Source organism: Roseburia sp. AF12-17LB (assembly GCF_003479605.1).
Taxonomy (GTDB): Bacteria; Bacillota; Clostridia; order Lachnospirales; family Lachnospiraceae; genus Roseburia_C; species Roseburia_C amylophila.
This window is the reverse complement of the sequence record NZ_QUHR01000001.1, coordinates 420,901-438,468: the sequence shown is the minus strand read 5'-3', so window position 1 is coordinate 438,468 and position 17,568 is coordinate 420,901. Positions and strand designations below refer to the sequence as shown.

Below are 17,568 nucleotides of genomic sequence, written 5' to 3'. Positions count from 1 at the left end.
CTTATTTTTCATTGTGTTTCAATTTTCCAAATATCATGCGTACTTCTTCACGCACCAGTTCATCCCCTAAGATTAAAAGCATAATGCCATAGGTTACTACTCCAATTATAATCATCAGTAACATATAAATCAAATAACTGCTGAAAGTTACCTTCTGAAACAGCACATATGCAATGACCATCGGAACGGATGCGATGACATATTTCCAGACACCCTGCATCATTCCCTTAAACGGTATCATCTTATGTCCTAAGATAATGCAGATTAACATTACCATTGCCTCTGCCAGTACGGTAGCAATTGCTGCTCCATCGTAGCTTAATACCGGAATCAGCAGGTAGTTAATGATAAGGTTACTGATTGCGCCACCCAAGGTTGCCCAGAAAATAATCTTCTCTTTCTTCTTTGGCATAAATATCTGATATGCAATAAAGCCGTTAATCGGCGAGAAGAACAAATTGATGGCAAGAATTCTCGATGTTGTAACACTCGGGAAAAACTCGCTGTAATTCTTACCGGATATCAGATGAATGACTTCCGGCGAAATCAAAAGCATACCCACCATACATGGTACAATTAACATCATCATAAAACGGAATGCCTGTTTTAACAGTCGGTCAAAGTTATCCTTCTGGTCATTTTCAAGATAATATGCCATCCGGGGCATGATAACCGTACTCAGAGATTTAATCAGCGTACACAAAACCTGATTCATCTTCGATGCCGTTGTATAGATTCCCGCATCCTTATCTCCCTTCATCCATCCCAACATTGTAATATCGGAATTGAGATAAATAACAGATGCAATCGAAACGCCAAACATATATACCATCGGTTTCATATGAACCTTGATATCAGCCCAATGGACTCTTGTTTCAAATAAATGGATGTAATGTCTGCTGTGAATAAAATTCAGCACACCGGAGCCAACGGTAGATACCGCAGTCAATGCCACATACCATGCCACATCACCTTCATTCCGTACCAGCACAAATAGCATTACAAGTGCTACTACCTGGAAAATGACAGAACGAATCGTAATATACTCATACTCTTCCAACAGTTCATAGAGCCATTCCATACCAAGGGTGGTAAATAGAACCGTAGAACTGCTGATTAACAGCAGCATTTCATAGCCGTCAAACTTCGGCAGGAACAACGCACCTGCAAATCCGATATAAGCAAGCACCGTAAATACCAGATTGATGAAAAACATCTCCGAAGCAAATTTATTTAATTTTGCCTTATCGTCACGGATTTTTGCACCCTCTGTAATGGCATAATTATTAACACCAAAGGATGCTACCAGCTGAAAATAGCTGACAATGGATGCTACATAGGCAGCCCGTCCCACTCCGGCAGAATTCAGTACCCGCGTTGCATATGGATAGGTAATCAGCGGGAATACTATTGTCATCAAAACCCGAATCAGATTCATTATAAAGTTAAATTTGATTGATTTTACTTCTTTCACAATATGTCCTCGCTGTTACTTCTGCATTGCCTCTAAATGTTCCAAGAGAATTCCAAGCGATTTAATCTGATTCTCCAGATTAAAGATTTCTTTTTTGCGCTCGGTCTTATAAATATAATCCGTAGAGATATCCTCAAGATGAAGAATTCTTACCTCCGGACAGTATACCATCGGTATTCCCGCTTCTTTACATCTTAAATATAAAAGTTCCTCTTCCCGGAACATAAAGGTATCCGGTACGAATGCATCTTTATATTTTGTAAGATAAATCGGCGAGAAAATCAGACAGCAGCCATGCAGTACCAGCTCATCCTGATATTCCAAGGAGCCTTCTGTGCAGTCTTCATGTTTCTTTAATTCCGGCATGACATGAATCTTTCCAAGGAAGATGCGAAGCAGCAGCTTTGCTCTGTCCCAAAGATTCCAAAGCGGATAAATGGAAGAGGTAATGTGTTTTAATCTCGTCTCATATACATGGCGTTCTTTTTTCAAACCCTCAATGGATGCAATTTCATAATACATGGCATTTTCCCTGCCATCCTTTAATTCAATATGCGGTCCCATTACTGCAAACTGATGTGCTTCATAGGCTGCCTCCACCAGCTGTGCAAAGTTATCCTGCAATAAAATCACATCATTATTCATCACGCAGATAAAATCACAGTGCAGATCTTCTCTTGCATATACATAGCCAAGATTGTTGCCTTTGGCAAAGCCGAGATTTTCCTTACTCAAAAGAACACTTACATGCTCTGTGTCTTTATAGCACTCTGCTAAATCTTTACCGGTTCCGTTGCCGGACGCATTATCTACTACCACAATTTCATAATCAGCCTGTGCCATTTTCTCCTGAATTGCCGCAATACACTTCTTTGTCATATCAAGAGTGCAATAATGCAATACCACAAAGCCAAATTTTTTCTTCTCACTCATCTTTGATTCCATCCATTCCAGATATCCTAATTGTGTAATAATAAACTGTCAATGAACAGCCATTTTACATGGCATACAAAATACCAAAGCATTGCCTTCCGGTATAATTTTAATGCCTTTTTATCAGACATCTTTCCGGTCTTGCAATATTCTAACCACGCCTCGGATACTGTAAGTCCGTCTTTTTTTATCTTTTCCTCATAGAAAGCCACCTTTTCTCCGGCTGGCTGTTCCTTACATTTATGCATGAAACTCATATCTGCCCGGTGACGTACGAGACTGTAGCGGATAAATTCCGGTGCAATCTTCTGCTCCAAGTCATAGTCCATCAAATTTCTAAGATAGTTGATAAACCTGGAATTTCCCGTCCAGATGCCGTCTCCGGTCTGACGATAGCTCGCCATAATATCCGGCATATAATATACATCCCCATGCTTGATAAAACAGAACGTAATGGTATTATCATTAAAATAATCTGCTACCACATCCATCGGAATATCCTTGATATAGGCACTTCGCATCAGAATAGAATCCGGATGGAAATAGAAACGTCCCCAATAGGTTGTTCCCTTTAATTTCATCGTATGATTGCAGTTTAAAAATGGTGTATTTTCTTTCGTCTTCTCATCATAGGCATAGACATTGTGGGCACAGACTGCATATTTTGCATTTTCCGGCTGATCCATAATCTCTACCTGCTTCTGCAGTTTATGGTCATCGATATAGAAATCATCCCCATCGAGATAAGCAAAATACTCTCCCTTTACATACTGCAAAAGATTCAGACGGTTTCTTGATGCCCGCTGGCTGCTGTTGTATTTCACACCAGGTTCCCGGTCCATCACATAGATTTCCATTCTGTCCGGATATTTCTGCTTCCATTTCTGTAATTTTGCCATGGTGCCATCGGTAGAACCATCGTCACCAATCAGCACCTCAAAATCAAAATCACATTTCTGGTCAAAGACACTCTGCAATGCCTCATCCACATAATCTTCCTGATTATAAAAAGTCACAAGGACGCTTACTTTCATACTATCCTCCAGTGCCTACAATGTAATGGAGTAGGTCAGGTTATTACAATAGGAGCTTCCGAAGTCTTCTTTGCTGGTAATCAGTCCCATATTCAGATAATTACCTAAATCTTCGGTTGCTGTTCCCCAGGAAATCCGTTTATAGCCACGATTCTTCATTTCCACAATCATGGAATAATACATAAAGGTCATCGGGCTTAATTTATTAAACGCCTGTCTTGCAGCAAGATACTGTGTATGGGCACAGCCTACTTTATCGAAATAAAACATCATGGAGCCAGCTAACATTTCATCCTCTTTGAAAATGCCAAAGAAGCCACATTCCTTCGGAAAACGGTCATTCTTGAAATCTAAGAGCTCTGCTAAAGTATGTACCGGTCTGGTATCATACTTGGAAAGGTTCTCACAGAGAATATCATAGAATTCTTTAATCTCATCATCTGTCGTCAGCGGTCTGCATTCCAGACCTTCCTTCTCACAGTTGTGTACATTGGTACGTTTTCCCTGTGCAAAGTTAGATAGAATTGCCTCTTTATAGGTAGCATAGTTTACATAAGTGCTCAGTTCCTTATGCTCCGTATAGCCTGCATGCTGGAATGCATACTGGAATAAATCACTTTCTACTTCTGAGAAAATATCGGAAGTCATCTTAAGATAAGCCTCGTTATAGCCCTGCTCCTTAAGATAATCTTTTAATTCTTCTACTAATACCACTACATGTTTGGCATTGTGATGCTTCTTGTCGATAATGATACCGCCAAAGGTGGTTCCTTTGTGGGAGAAAAATACCTTTTTTCCATCCTGCTCCAATTCACATGCAGGAATCAGGGCTGCGATATTATTTTTCTCATTATATACTACCAAAGATACATCTTTAAATCTGCCTGCCGGATGATAATTGAAGAACCGGCGGCTCTGTAAAAAGGTTCCGTTTATGGATTTTTCTGTGATAAATTTATCCCACTGTTCCTCTAAACTGTCCTCATATTTTTCAAATCGAAACATAGTCTCTCCTCTTCTATTTGAATGCATTGATTGCATCAATGACATATCCGGTTTCTTCCTCTGTCATTCCATAGTACATCGGAATGCTAAGCTCTGTTGCAGAAATCTCTTCTGCCAGTGGAAGCTCTCCCTTTTTGATGCCAAGGCTTTCATATGCGCCCTGCAGATGCATTGGAATCGGATAATGTTTATTGGTTCCAATTCCCTTTTCATTTAAGAACTTCTCTAATTCATCCCTGCGTGCACAGCGGATTGCAAAGATGTGGAATACATGCTTCGTATCCGGCATTATAGTTGGCAGAGCGATTTCCGGATTCTTAATTCCGGCAAGATATTTCTCTGCTGTCTCAATACGGTTTGCATTCCAGCGGTCTAAGTTCTTTAATTTAATTCTTAAGAAAGCTGCCTGCATCTCATCCAGTCTGGAGTTATTTCCCTGATAGATATGATGATATTTATAATCAGAACCGTAGTTGCCAAGGGCACGTACTTTATCTGCCAGCTCTTTATCATTGGTTACAAAAGCTCCTGCATCTCCTAATGCGCCTAAGTTCTTGCCCGGATAAAAGCTGAATCCGGCTCCGTCTCCAAGACTTCCCACATGTTTTCCCTTATAGAGTGCACCATGTGCCTGTGCAGAATCTTCAATTACTTTCAGATTGTGACGTTTTGCAATCTCCATGATTTCATCCATTGGTGCCGGCTGTCCATAAAGATGTACTGCCATAATTGCTTTGGTCTTATCGGTAATCTTCTCTTCGATTCTTGCCGGGTCAATGTCAAAGGACTCTAAAGTCGGCTCTACAAATACCGGAGTTGCACCTGTATAAGAAACTGCCAGTGCAGTTGCAATAAAGGTATTGGATGGAACAATGACTTCATCGCCTGTCCCGATTCCATATGCTTTCAGTGGAAGGAACAGTGCATCCAGTCCGTTGCCTACACCGACACAGTATTTCACGCCACAATATGCGGCATACTCTTCTTCAAACTTTGCTAATTCTTCTCCCTGGATAAACCAGTTTTTCGCTAAAACCTGCTGAAATTTTCCGGTAAGTTCGTCCTTAATTTCATCATGCATTTTCTCAAATGACACAAATGGTATTTTCATGGCAATTCTCCTTTACTTATCCTTATTTTCCTCTTTTACAAATGCAAGGAATTTATCGTAATCCCTGATATAATCATTTTCATCATAATATTCTGATGCCAGTACCATCAGCACTGCATCCTCGGAGAAATCATACATTTCCCGCCACATATTATTTGCAATATATAAGCCTTCATATGGCTTGTCCAATAAGACCTCTGCCGTCTCACTGCCGTTATCCAGATGAATCTTACAGGTTCCATGAATCGGAATCAGAATCTGTTCTAAACACCGGTGTGCATGATAGCCTCTTCGTACACCATCGACGGTATCATACATATAGTAAACACGCTTAATTTCAAATGGAATATCACGCATCTCTTCCAATGCTACCAGCTGACCGCGTTCATCCCCATGCTGCTGAAATCTGTACTTAATCACTTCCATGGACATTCTCCTTCTTCCACATTCCTGTGTTCTGCTTTTCTCGTTTCTTTTCTATGTTACTTTCTATTTTCGCTCTTATTTTAGTTCCTGTTTCAATTCTCTTCTTACTCTGCTTTTTCTTTGCCGAATTCCGGATTATCTAAAAATCCCTTCTGCTGATGTAATGGCCGGTATGCGCCTTTTCGTGCCTGCAGCATATGGCTTATAAGATAACGGATGGCATCCGGATTGCGGAACAGCCGTAACAAAGTACGAAGATAAAGGTTTCTGATTTTATATAATCCCAATACCTTTTTCTGCTTCTTCACATATGGATTATCGCTGTACTGCTCCTGAATCATGGCATAGAAACGGTCTACATCCTGTGCAAGAAGCTCCGAGAAGCTGCTTTTCTTCTTAGTGGATACTCCGGTATCGGCTTCATACCATACCAGATAATCCGGGAAGAAATGCATCGGTCTGCCATCTAAGCCTGCCATCATCTGAAAAATATCTTCTGCATAAATGACCGTTCCCTCTATCTTCTTAAGATAAGTCATATAATAGTCTACGGTATAACAGGTACATGCACCGGAAGCATTGTCCCGATACAGCACCAGATTCTTTACAATCTTATCCTCATTCCAGTTCTTATACGGAGATAAATCAAAGGGATGCGGAAATTCCACATAATCTACACCGTCATCTTTCCTGCGGCAATACCCCCGCATCAGACCAAAGCAGGACTCATACCGGTTCTCTTCCATAAAGTCATACACCTGCTGCAGGGTATGTTCATTATAGAATGCATCTCCCGGGCCAAAATCCCGGACATATTTTCCTTTTGCTTTTGCCAGACCATCTATGAGATTTTTTACCGTTCCCTGATTCTTCTCATGAGGAACAAGGGTATAATCTGCAAACTGATGTGCTGCAAAATATGCTTCTATCTTATCAAAACAGTTTTCTTCTGAACCATCATCTGAGACTACGATTTCATAATCCTTAAAGGTCTGTGCCATGACAGAATCCAGAGTTACTAACAATTTCGTCCAGTCTGGATGATAAGTTACAATTAAAACAGTAAATTTCATCGTTGCTCCTTCTTGTTAACTTATACAGTTTACTATGTTTTCTTAAAATTTGCAACTTACAGTCTGCCGATGAGGAATACCAGACGTACAAATATCTCATCTACTACCTTCTGTCTTAACTTTTTCGGATAAAAAACCTTGCGCAGTGCAATCAGCGGATGAAAGCCGTCTTTGGTAAAAAGGTCTAAGATTTTCTGATTCTCCGGTGTCATCCTGTCCTTATAAAGCTTGCCATATTCCTTAATCTGCTCATGAATATGATGGAAATAATGATTCAGGAAAAAACGTTTAAAACGCCAGATCTGAAACTTAATAAAGCTGTCCCCACCATCACTGACATTATTATTGTGTCTGCGGTATTTTACCGTCGGACGCTCATCATAGATTACTTCGCCCATTCCAGCACAGACCATATACATCCACCAGTCATGTCCGGTAGATTTCTCCGGCATCTGCTCTGTTACCATGTCCTTTGCTTTGCGGTTAAATACACTGTTAAAGCCAAGAGACACACAATCCACCAATGAATTCACAAAAGAAATATTCGGCGTCTTCCCATCCCGGTGCGCCATGAAATTTAAATCTCCGTCATAGAAATCATAATTGGAAAAATACAATACCGGCACATCTTCCCTTGCATGTTCTAATTTTTCCACTGCCATCTTAATCTTGTCTTCAAACCAGACATCATCCTGGTCACTGAAAGCATAATAATCTGCTTCGCCGCCATTTGCAATGAGCCATTCAAAGCTTTTTACGAAGCCCACATTCTCTCCTGCTTCCAAATGAAGCAGTCCTTTTTCTTCATATTCCCTTACAATTGCAAGGGTTCCATCTTTAGAGCCGTCATCCCTGACATAAAGTTCCACATTGGTATAGGACTGATTTAAAATACTGTCAATCTGTGCCTTAATATACTTTTCTCCATTATAAGCAGACAGTAATACATTTACTTTTTTACTCATACAATTCCTTTCTTGCCACAAAACCTATCCCGGTATCATATATTCTCTCTAATGAATCAAAATAAGCCTGTTCATCCGCATAAATCTGGCTGTCTTTTAATACCAGAATATAGCTGGCATCAGATGCATTCAGGTGATTGAAATAATCTGTATGATCCGGGTCACTCTGTCCCCAGCCATAATACCGCTGGTCTGAAATTGCCTGATACCATAAATCATCTTCCCAGTATCCTGCCATCGGCACAATTTCTTCACCCTTGCTGATTAATTCATTATATACCCAGTGATAAAGTTCTTCCTTTTCCTTAGAATAGCCCGGCATGCCAAATGACACATAATTATAACGCAAAATATCATTAAAATCCTCTGCCTTATAAGTAGAAATCATCAAATCATTATGGATTGCAATTTTCTCCTCTATCTTGCCAAGGTACATTCCTGTTAAAAATGCCCACATCACAAAGCTTCCGGTTATCAGTACCTTTGTCTGCTTTTCTGCATAGACAACTGCATAATAGACCAATACCAACGCAATCAGCCACAACAGGAAATGAATCTTGTAAAAATAATAGGTAGATGCTTGTCCATTTACTGTCTTCATGAAAAGATATAAAGCAAACAGTAGCGTATACGGTGCTAAAAACAATACCAGATTATTCTCCTTCTTCCTACACATCCCATAGAATCCAAAGAGCATCAATGGAATAAACAGTACAAAGTTTGAAAACAAATCCCGGTAGCAGGCTCCCTCATTTACCAGTGCAGAAGATACCGTCACGCCATTGGTAAAGATACCTGCATACGTATAATAAAAGCCTACGATGCATGGGAACAGGAATACCGTCAGACAGATTGCCACGGTATCTTTGGATACCAGTTTCTTTACTTTAAACTGTTTTACAAAAATGCAGGTAATCAAAGCAAAGAAGGTAACCGGCATAAACATCACATAACATTCAAAGATAGCCAGACAGCCTAACATCAGACATACAATATTCTGCCATTTTGGCATATCATCCTTTAAATAAACGTCTGTCAAAATAATAATCATTCCGATAACCGTTACGCCCATGCCAAGGTAAACAAAGCCATAGAGCATAGAACACATCGGATAGCCTATCATATAGATAAAGGACAGGACATAAGCTGCCACTCTGCCAAACCGGTCTTTGCTTAACCTTCTTGCAATTCCATAGAAGATAAATGCCGACATCAATAGCTGAATCAGTTCACTTAAGACGAAGAATCGATAGAAATAATCCACCGGTGCAAATGGAGCTAAGAATTCAAAAAGCAGTCCATTTAACACCGTCTCATAAAACATACTGGTTACGGTTCCGGTCTCTACTAAATCCATCGCTGCCCGGAAATGGTTTGCCGGGTCAATGGTCAGGAAATTGATATTTAATGCCATTCCGCCATATCTTACCTTGGCAAATACTGCAATAATTGCCACTGCGGTTACAAGAAATGCTGCATCTGCTATGGCAAATTCATACCTCTGCCATTTCTTTTTCTTTACGATAAAGAACCAGAGCAATCCGCCGGTAAGCAAGTCAATGATTCCCATTGAAATAATATTAACCGGAATATGAATTACATTCAGGATTGCTGCCCAGAATGTGTGATAACAGTTCATCAGAATCAACAACAATGCAATCCATGTCATTCCTGCCTGCTTCCGCTCTGACTTATAGCTAAAGAATGCACCACTTAAAAGTGAAATCACTGCTATTCCATAAAAAATTGTAGTTCCAAAGTTCCATCCCATCGTATGTTTTCTCCCTTTTCCTTAAGTCTTCCTTTGTTTTTCTTTGTTCCAACTTTTCTTTATTCTAGCTTTTCTTTATTCTATCTTCCTTTAGTAACAGGTGTTCACCAGCATAAATACTGCATATAAAAGCATGATGCCCATGATTCCGGAACATTTTACCGTAAAATGTCTGATGTCCTGTTTCACATGGTCACTTCCCAGCGCCAGAAACGGTAATATCAGCATCAGAATAAAATATCTTCCCTGAATACCATTGATGACAGAAGAACCTACCGGATTGGCAATGCCATCCCCGATATAAAGTCCCATCATAATTGCTGCAAAAGTGATTATAAAAGCAAGCAGCATAATAATCCGGTGTCGTATCTTAATCCGTCCTCTTACTTCCTGACCGTCTAATAGACCAACACCTAAAAGGAAGCAAGGTCCTATTACCGCAAGCAAAGTTAATGGATAATTCATGCTTCCAAGCATATTCAACTGCTGTAAATAGTCATTCAGGTTTACTATTAATGTTGAAATAATTACCTTTATCGCAGCAATTGGATATGCTTTCAGATACTGCATCTGTGTCATGGTGTCTGCACCGCCACCAGCACCGGCCTGTAACCCGCTGATTCCGGAGGATACCCGGAACATGACATAGCCGCCTAAGATGACGAACGGAAGTAATGCGATTATAAAGGATTTCCAGTAATCTTTTCTGCTGTTAAACTTATCTTTCGGTATCATAAATACCAAAAGGCCAAGACACGCATAGACATATTTACTTAAGAACATAGTCAATAATAACAGTCCAAGCACCAGTGTCTTCTTCCAGTTCAGCTTCACTTTTTCATCAAAAGCATAGTAACAGCACAGTGCTACAAATAAGAAGCCCACACCATTTAATACTGCATCCTGGGAAAGAGAGGATGCCTGATAAATGCTTAAAGGCATCACTGCAAACATTGCCATAAGATTCTTATAAAACGGCATTAACCGTACCGCCGCATATGCCAAACCCATATATGCCAGCAAATTGAAGATACGTCCCATCAATATTACACCATAAATACTGAAATTGAACGTCCTTCCAAGGAAGATTCCAAGTCCCTGTGGCCAGTACACTACTGAAGTTACACTGTCATAATAAGTCATCTTTATCTTATTTTTAGAAAACTTATGTGTCTGTAAATACTCCAGATACCCTGTTCCTTCACTGCCATTTGGTGTCAGCTTACGATAAGCAATTTCCTGTACATTTTCCGGCACATAAATCACACCATCTTCATGTGTGAGATTAGCAAAGGAACCAAGTATATTTCCATAGGACACGTCCATACTCCGGTAGAAATGGGAAGGTCCGTCACATTCCTGAAATGCCGGATTGATTACTGCCATGCTAAGTCCCATCACAAAAACCAGTATCAGTACCATATTTTCCGGCTTTGCCCATTTTACCGGCATTACAAAGATTCCGATTACCACTGCCATTCCCAGCGCAAACAGAATGAAAAATGTCTTATTGAGTCCACCACCATAGACTACCGACATACGAAGTCTTGCAGCCGTTGCCTCTTCATTAACAAGAAGTGTCTGTTCATAATCTCCGGCCAAGGCACAATAATATACCTCCGATGCCTTGGTCTCCTCTTCTAACGTCAGATAAACACTACGTGTTCCCTCTACCCCATCTAAGGTCAGTTCCATGCTTACTACTTCTTCTGTTCCAGTAGACTTTGGCACATTACATTTTACTGCACTTAATACCTCATCCGTCTCTGCATCCCTAAGCATCGCCTGAATCGTAACGTCTTCTCCTGAATCATTCGTCATAAGAAGCGCAATATTCTGCATGTTACCGGAAACAGTAAAATACTGAGAAATCACAGCATTCTCTGCTGCAATATTTTCCTCTTCACCACTCATGTCATTGTAATTGTCCTGCCTTGAATTATAGAAAATACTGCGATGTTTTATCAATAGCAATAACATAACAATGAGGATTACCCCTGCCACGATATATTTTGGTGGTATCTTCTTTAACTTTTCCTTCATTTACCTTACCCCTGTTTTTTCTTTCTATCTCTACGATATAACCATAAGCAATATCCTACCAGCAGCAATACACCAAATACGCTCATTACCGCTCCCTGTTTCATATATGGAATATGATAAACTGCTTTAATATCATGATTGCCAGCAGTAAGTTTTACTGCCATGAAACCATAATCTCCATTGATAGTCTCCGTTTTCTTACCATCAACATAAACTTCCCATCCATCCTGGTCTGGAATTGTAAGAAGCAGAAAGCCTTCCTTTTCATTCGAAATAGTTCCGGTAAAATATTTTCCATCTGCCACAAAATCTCCAAGCTTTACTTCTCCACGTTCTGTTTCATGTAAAGCAGCCTGCTCATCCGGCACAATCAAGGTATCTTTTAACAGCATACGCCGGTCTGTCTCATCCATTGCAGCACATTCACTCTGAGAAATTGTATTGGTGTAAAAGGATGCCGCAGAATCAGCATACTTATTTCTGTAAATATAAACACTGCCAATTTTCCTAATCAATTTTCCCCATGGATATCCCACTTCTTCTGTTGTCAATACATATTTTAAATTAATCAAACTCATTGGATATACTTCAGACTCATCAGAGTATATGAAGAAGCGTTGTGCATCCAACACAATGGCTCCTGTATATAACATATTATAAAATTCTGACAGATTGCGATTAATCGTACTGTTATAGTCTGTCACAGCAGAATAACCTGCTACCTGAGAATCCCCAAAAGTTGATAAAAATGTATATGTTTTGTCCATTCTAAAAAAGGTGTTGTCATTCTCTTTTAAATATCTGATTGCTTCTATAGTATCATTCGTCATTGTTTTACCATCATAGCCAATTGCCTCTGTCGTTGTATAAGCAGTACCTCTCTGGCTAGTTGTCATATAGGTTTCTGTGCATGTTGAAAGCAGCACGCACACTATTAGTAAGCTTTCTACAATCTTACGCCCCTGCTTATTTTTCCAAAGAAACATTACCAGCAAAAGAAGTGCAAAACATATTTGCAGCATTATGATTTCTGCATCATAACTCCTTACCTCTAATGATGCCTTGTTATACGCTTTTATAGCAATATACAAACTGCTTATCAGTCCTAGACCAAGACCAATAAAACTAAATTCCTTTTTTCTTGTCAGTCTATCCCATTCTACTGCTACAAGTAATGCTGCAACCGGCATAAGTACGAATGTATACCTTGCCTGTGCATAAGCAAATCCATTAAATGCAATTGCCATTCCCGGATTAAACACCAGTAGAATTCCAACAAAAGTTATAAGAATACCGTATAATGCATTCTTATAACTCTTACATTTTTTTATACTCTGTACTAATAACTGCCCAAGGAAAAAATAAATAAAAATTGTAATGCATATATTAGGCATTTCATAATAATTTCCCCAGCCACTACTAGCATTTATGTCATTGATGTAATATAGATTATTTGATATCATCCGCCCCGCTATTTCTGAATTCTGTTCTATAGAGTATACGGAGAATAATCCATGAAAGAATTTTGTCAACGCCGACATATCTGAATCTAATCTTGATGAACTGGATGTAAGATATGATGCTGCCGGAAGTAATGATACTGCCCCTGCCAGTACCCCACAAATAATACTTCCCAAAATTGTAAATGCACGTTTTATACGCTCTTTTAAAGGCCAATTCAAGTTTGGGTTTAAAAGGCGCAAGACACAATAAATGCCAACAAACAGCAACGCCATATAAGTATTGTAATAACTGTAAATTATTGATGCTGCAACAGAAATACCCAGTCCCATAACATACCTTACTTTGAATTCCTGTATCAGCTTCTCTAAAAAAATCAATATTAACAAAAGATAAATGCAGATTGTTCCCAGGAGATAATGCTGTCCCCAAAGCATCAAATATCCATTAAATGCATATAAATATCCACCAATACAAGCAGCCCTCTCACTTACATGAAAGAGTTTTAAGAAGTACCGGCACAACAATGCCGAGAGAATAATTTTCAATATCTGTGCAACTACTAAAAGTCGTTTTACTTTTCCTATTCCGAAAACAACTCCACCTAAAATTACAAATAAACCAAAAGAATCCAATGTCTGAGAAATATTATTGATTAAACTGGTTCCTAATCCATAATCCCAGTTCCAGATAGAAAATGAACCTTCCGATATTCTTCTTACACAGTTCATATAATATGGATAATATTGTTGTATCGTATCCGAACCTATATCCATATATAAGAACAATTTCTCTCCCCAGATAAAATCATGAAATACATATGCTATAGTTATTCCAACAAAACCAGTGTATAATACTATATGCAAAAAATTGCGACCCTTTTTGCAATTTTTGAATACTAATTGCATAACTTGTAAAAGAATACATAACCCCCATAATGCAAAGGCTGTTGTTATAATTGAACTTTTATTTATTCTTGCAAAAACAGAAAATGGATTTCGATAAGATATCCTTGACAGATTATAATGAACTCCGGGTTGTGAAGAAATCTTAACCCGGATATACTTTGTTGTTTTCTTTACCTGAACCGGGTTGTGCCCCAGTTCAAAAGTATACGGAGACGATTCTTCTGCAAAGGTCTCGTTTTCCGACTGCCAGATTTCTCCTAAGATTCCCTCGCCCTCAATACGACTCATCTCAAGATCAATTAACTTATCCGAATCCACCGGAATTACAAAATAAGTATCTTTCCCTGTCACATAACCATTTCCATCCTCCGATGGAATCAGGTCGTTAGCCCCTGCTAACACTTCATCCATATCCTGATACTGTGGGAAGATGGTGGTATATACATTCAGATTGTCAAAACCTCTTGCTCCAACTGTTCCCACCAGAACCAGCCCTGCAAGAATCAGAACCAGTTCTGCAAACAATACTGCTGCATTTTTTAACCATTTCTTCCTATCGACTTGAATCTGCATCTTCCTTCTCCTCATTCAGCATCTGGCGCACCACATATAATGGTCTTTGTTTTGACTGCATAAAGATATTTCCTACATAAATGCCTACCAGACCGACTACCATAATAATAATTCCTCCGATGAGACAGTTGGTTGCTACGATACTAGTCCAGCCTGCTGCCACATGACCGGTAAAATAATAGATAATCAGTCCGATAATTATCATTGCTGAAATGATGGACATCAGGAATCCAAAGCCCATGGTGAATTTCAAAAGTTTATCTGACTGGGAAGTTAAAATCTCTCCCGCCATCTTAAAACGCTTCTTCATGTTATAAGAAGATTTTCCCTCAAAACGCTGATCATGCTCTACATCAATGGCTGTCTGTTTAAAGCCAAGCCATTTTACATAGATAACAAAGGCACGGTGCATTTCCCGCATTTTACAATAATTATCGATTACCACACGTTTGCTGATACTGAAATTACAGATTGCCGGATCATAGTGTCCATCCGATGCAAAGGAATAAATCTTATAGAATATTTTAGATACCAATACCTTTAAGAAAGAATCTTTTCTATGTGCTCGTCTGGCAAAGACCACATCATAACCTTCCTGAGCCTTGCGATAAAGATTCGGGATTTCTTCCGGTCGGTCCTGTAAATCACAGTCCATCACCACTACCCAGTCTCCCTTTGAGGCATCCAGTCCTGCAGTAATTGCCATAATCTGTCCAAAATTCCGGGATAATTCAATCCCTTTTACGCGGCTGTCCTCCTTACAGATTTCTTCGATTACTTCCCATGAATTCTGCGGGCAGGCATCATTTACCAGAATAATTTCAAAATCATCGGTGATGGTGCTTACTGATTCCACCAGACGTCTATGCAATTCATGCAGTGCTGCCCGGCATCCATAGACCGGAACTACAACTGATATATCCATTTTCATACCCTCCTATAAGTAAAACACGATAATGCCAAGCAGTATCAGTGCATTTCCAAATACTTTACGTTTTGTAATCGGCTCTTTAAAAAAGAAAAAGCTTAAAATCATAATTAAGATATAGCCCAGGGATTCAATGACCGGGCCATTCTTATATTCAATTCCATGATATGCCAGAATCGTCAATACGGTAGTTCCTACCATCATGGCATATCCGATGATGACATATGGATTTAAGTATTCCTTTATTACATTATCATATTTTTTTGCAGCACTTTTCTTTAACAAAATCTGCGAAAAGGAAGCTACTACTACGGATGCCACCAGAAAAAGCCAGTATATCATCTTTTAACCCTCCTTATTCACAATCATGGTGCCGGCAATTACCAGAAGGACACCAATAATATTCTGTACCGAAATATGTTCTCCAAAAATCAGCGCTGCCCAGATCATAGACCATAGAATCGCAATGCTCCGGTTTGCATATGCTACCGACAAATCAACCCTTTTGATAATCTGCTGCCAGAAAATGGCATACAATCCAAGGATGCAGATTTCCACTCCGTAACACAGAATAAATCCCATGGATAAAAACTCATATCCTGCTGCAAACTTCGCTGCCACACCGGATAATGTGTATATCATAATTACCAGCTGCAGTAAAATCAGCAGTATCCACTTTTTCTTTCCTTCTACTTTACTCATCGTTCCAACCAATCCTTAATCTCTGCCTGATTTTTTCCAGCCAGAATGTAATAACCAAAACGGCTTCCACTGTCTACTACCTGATGTTCTCCTACCGGCTCCATTTCACTGACCATCTGAAGCAGTTCCGGACTTTTGCTCTTAATCTCTTCCAAGACATCCAGATCCTTCTTTGTAAACACAAAGCGGATTCCCGCGCACATTGGCTCATGTGCCGGTGTCAGTTCCGGTTCCTGTCCCAAAGCAGTCTCAATTACCATGCGGACAAAGTCATATCCGGAAGATAAATATACCAGATGGGAGCCAATACAGTCGCCACCCATACGGGAACCGATTTCAATGATTCGTACATTACCATCGGCATCCAGTTTAAATTCTGAATGAGAAGCACCATTTTCAATCTCAAGGGCTGTCAGTGCCTTCGGAATAAATTCCTTCACCCGGTTCATTTCGATTTCAGAAAGCTCCGGCGGCTCCATATGTCCGGTCTCAATAAAATGAGGATATCCTGTGGTATATTTCTTTGTCACCGCCAGTACATGATGTCTGCCCTGATAAGAAATACATTCACAGCTATATTCATTGCCTTCGATATATTCCTCAATAATTGCCTTCTTTTCAAAGGAATTACGCACTGCCTCTTCCACTGCCGGAGCAATCTCTTCAAGACGTTCCACCCTCATAATACCGCGGCTTCCGGAACGGTCGGTCGGTTTTACAATCATTGGAAACTGCATATCTGCTACAGCCGCCGCATAATCATCCCCTTCACATACACTGACAAAGCCCGGTGTAGGCACACCATGCTTCGAAAAAGCTTCCCGCATAGCAAATTTATTGGTAGATATATAGATACAGTTGTCAGAATTATGTGGTAATCCAAGCTGCTCTGCCAGATACTGCACGGTAATATTGGCAAGATCAGATGCTATTGTTGCAACTGCATCCGGCTGAATCCTCCGGCATTCTTCTAAGATTGCTTCCTTTTCCACAATGCTGATAGGATAAAAATAATCTGCTGTCCTCTCTCCGATAGAGCCATCTTTCCATGCAAATACATGTGTCTCATATCCCATCTCTTTTGCCTTTAAAATGAGCGGATTCTGAAAAGAATTCGCTCCTATAATTACAATTTTCTTCATATTGCCATCCTCCCGGCAC

Annotated in this window: 15 protein-coding genes; all 15 read right to left on the bottom strand. The window is 39.7% G+C overall.

What is annotated here, in order from left to right:
- Position 1 precedes the first annotated feature (1 nt).
- On the bottom strand, positions 2-1,474 hold the full coding sequence (locus tag DWV68_RS01940) for a flippase (RefSeq protein WP_118172998.1): 1,473 nt from the start codon (positions 1,472-1,474) through the stop codon (positions 2-4).
- A gap of 15 nt (positions 1,475-1,489) precedes the next feature.
- On the bottom strand, positions 1,490-2,407 hold the full coding sequence (locus tag DWV68_RS01935) for a glycosyltransferase family 2 protein (protein ID WP_158564702.1): 918 nt from the start codon (positions 2,405-2,407) through the stop codon (positions 1,490-1,492).
- A gap of 26 nt (positions 2,408-2,433) precedes the next feature.
- Entirely contained in the window at positions 2,434-3,441 is a 1,008-nt protein-coding gene (locus tag DWV68_RS01930; RefSeq protein WP_118088230.1) for a glycosyltransferase family 2 protein, read from the bottom strand.
- A gap of 15 nt (positions 3,442-3,456) precedes the next feature.
- Entirely contained in the window at positions 3,457-4,446 is a 990-nt protein-coding gene (locus tag DWV68_RS01925) for a GNAT family N-acetyltransferase (RefSeq protein ID WP_118173000.1), read from the bottom strand.
- Positions 4,447-4,459: 13 nt separating this feature from the next.
- The gene (locus DWV68_RS01920; protein ID WP_118056467.1) at positions 4,460-5,557 is read right to left on the bottom strand and encodes a DegT/DnrJ/EryC1/StrS family aminotransferase; all 1,098 of its coding nucleotides are present in this window, start codon (positions 5,555-5,557) and stop codon (positions 4,460-4,462) included.
- A gap of 12 nt (positions 5,558-5,569) precedes the next feature.
- Entirely contained in the window at positions 5,570-5,983 is a 414-nt protein-coding gene (locus DWV68_RS01915; RefSeq protein WP_022244453.1) for a sugar 3,4-ketoisomerase, read from the bottom strand.
- 104 nt (positions 5,984-6,087) lie between these two features.
- Positions 6,088-7,056: a glycosyltransferase family 2 protein gene (locus DWV68_RS01910; protein ID WP_118056468.1), complete on the bottom strand. Its 969-nt coding sequence runs from the start codon at positions 7,054-7,056 to the stop codon at positions 6,088-6,090.
- A gap of 56 nt (positions 7,057-7,112) precedes the next feature.
- A complete protein-coding gene (locus DWV68_RS01905) occupies positions 7,113-8,021 on the bottom strand; it encodes a glycosyltransferase family 2 protein (RefSeq protein ID WP_118056469.1) in 909 nt (302 codons plus the stop codon).
- The gene (locus DWV68_RS01900) at positions 8,014-9,792 is read right to left on the bottom strand and encodes a hypothetical protein (protein ID WP_118056470.1); all 1,779 of its coding nucleotides are present in this window, start codon (positions 9,790-9,792) and stop codon (positions 8,014-8,016) included. Before DWV68_RS01900 ends, DWV68_RS01905 begins: the two co-directional genes overlap by 8 nt.
- Before the next feature lie 90 nt (positions 9,793-9,882).
- On the bottom strand, positions 9,883-11,835 hold the full coding sequence (locus DWV68_RS01895) for a DUF2142 domain-containing protein (RefSeq protein ID WP_118056471.1): 1,953 nt from the start codon (positions 11,833-11,835) through the stop codon (positions 9,883-9,885).
- A gap of 5 nt (positions 11,836-11,840) precedes the next feature.
- Entirely contained in the window at positions 11,841-14,777 is a 2,937-nt protein-coding gene (locus tag DWV68_RS01890) for a YfhO family protein (protein WP_197420794.1), read from the bottom strand.
- Complete coding sequence (locus DWV68_RS01885) at positions 14,758-15,702, bottom strand: glycosyltransferase family 2 protein (RefSeq protein WP_118056473.1); 945 nt, start codon at positions 15,700-15,702, stop codon at positions 14,758-14,760. The genes DWV68_RS01890 and DWV68_RS01885 overlap by 20 nt, the downstream gene beginning before the upstream one ends.
- A gap of 12 nt (positions 15,703-15,714) precedes the next feature.
- The gene (locus DWV68_RS01880) at positions 15,715-16,047 is read right to left on the bottom strand and encodes an EamA family transporter (protein WP_117698686.1); all 333 of its coding nucleotides are present in this window, start codon (positions 16,045-16,047) and stop codon (positions 15,715-15,717) included.
- Between the two features lie 3 nt (positions 16,048-16,050).
- Positions 16,051-16,407, bottom strand: coding sequence for a transporter (locus DWV68_RS01875; protein WP_117698685.1), 357 nt, complete (start codon positions 16,405-16,407; stop codon positions 16,051-16,053).
- Positions 16,404-17,549, bottom strand: coding sequence for an ATP-grasp domain-containing protein (locus DWV68_RS01870; RefSeq protein ID WP_118056474.1), 1,146 nt, complete (start codon positions 17,547-17,549; stop codon positions 16,404-16,406). The genes DWV68_RS01875 and DWV68_RS01870 overlap by 4 nt, the downstream gene beginning before the upstream one ends.
- Positions 17,550-17,568 lie beyond the last annotated feature (19 nt).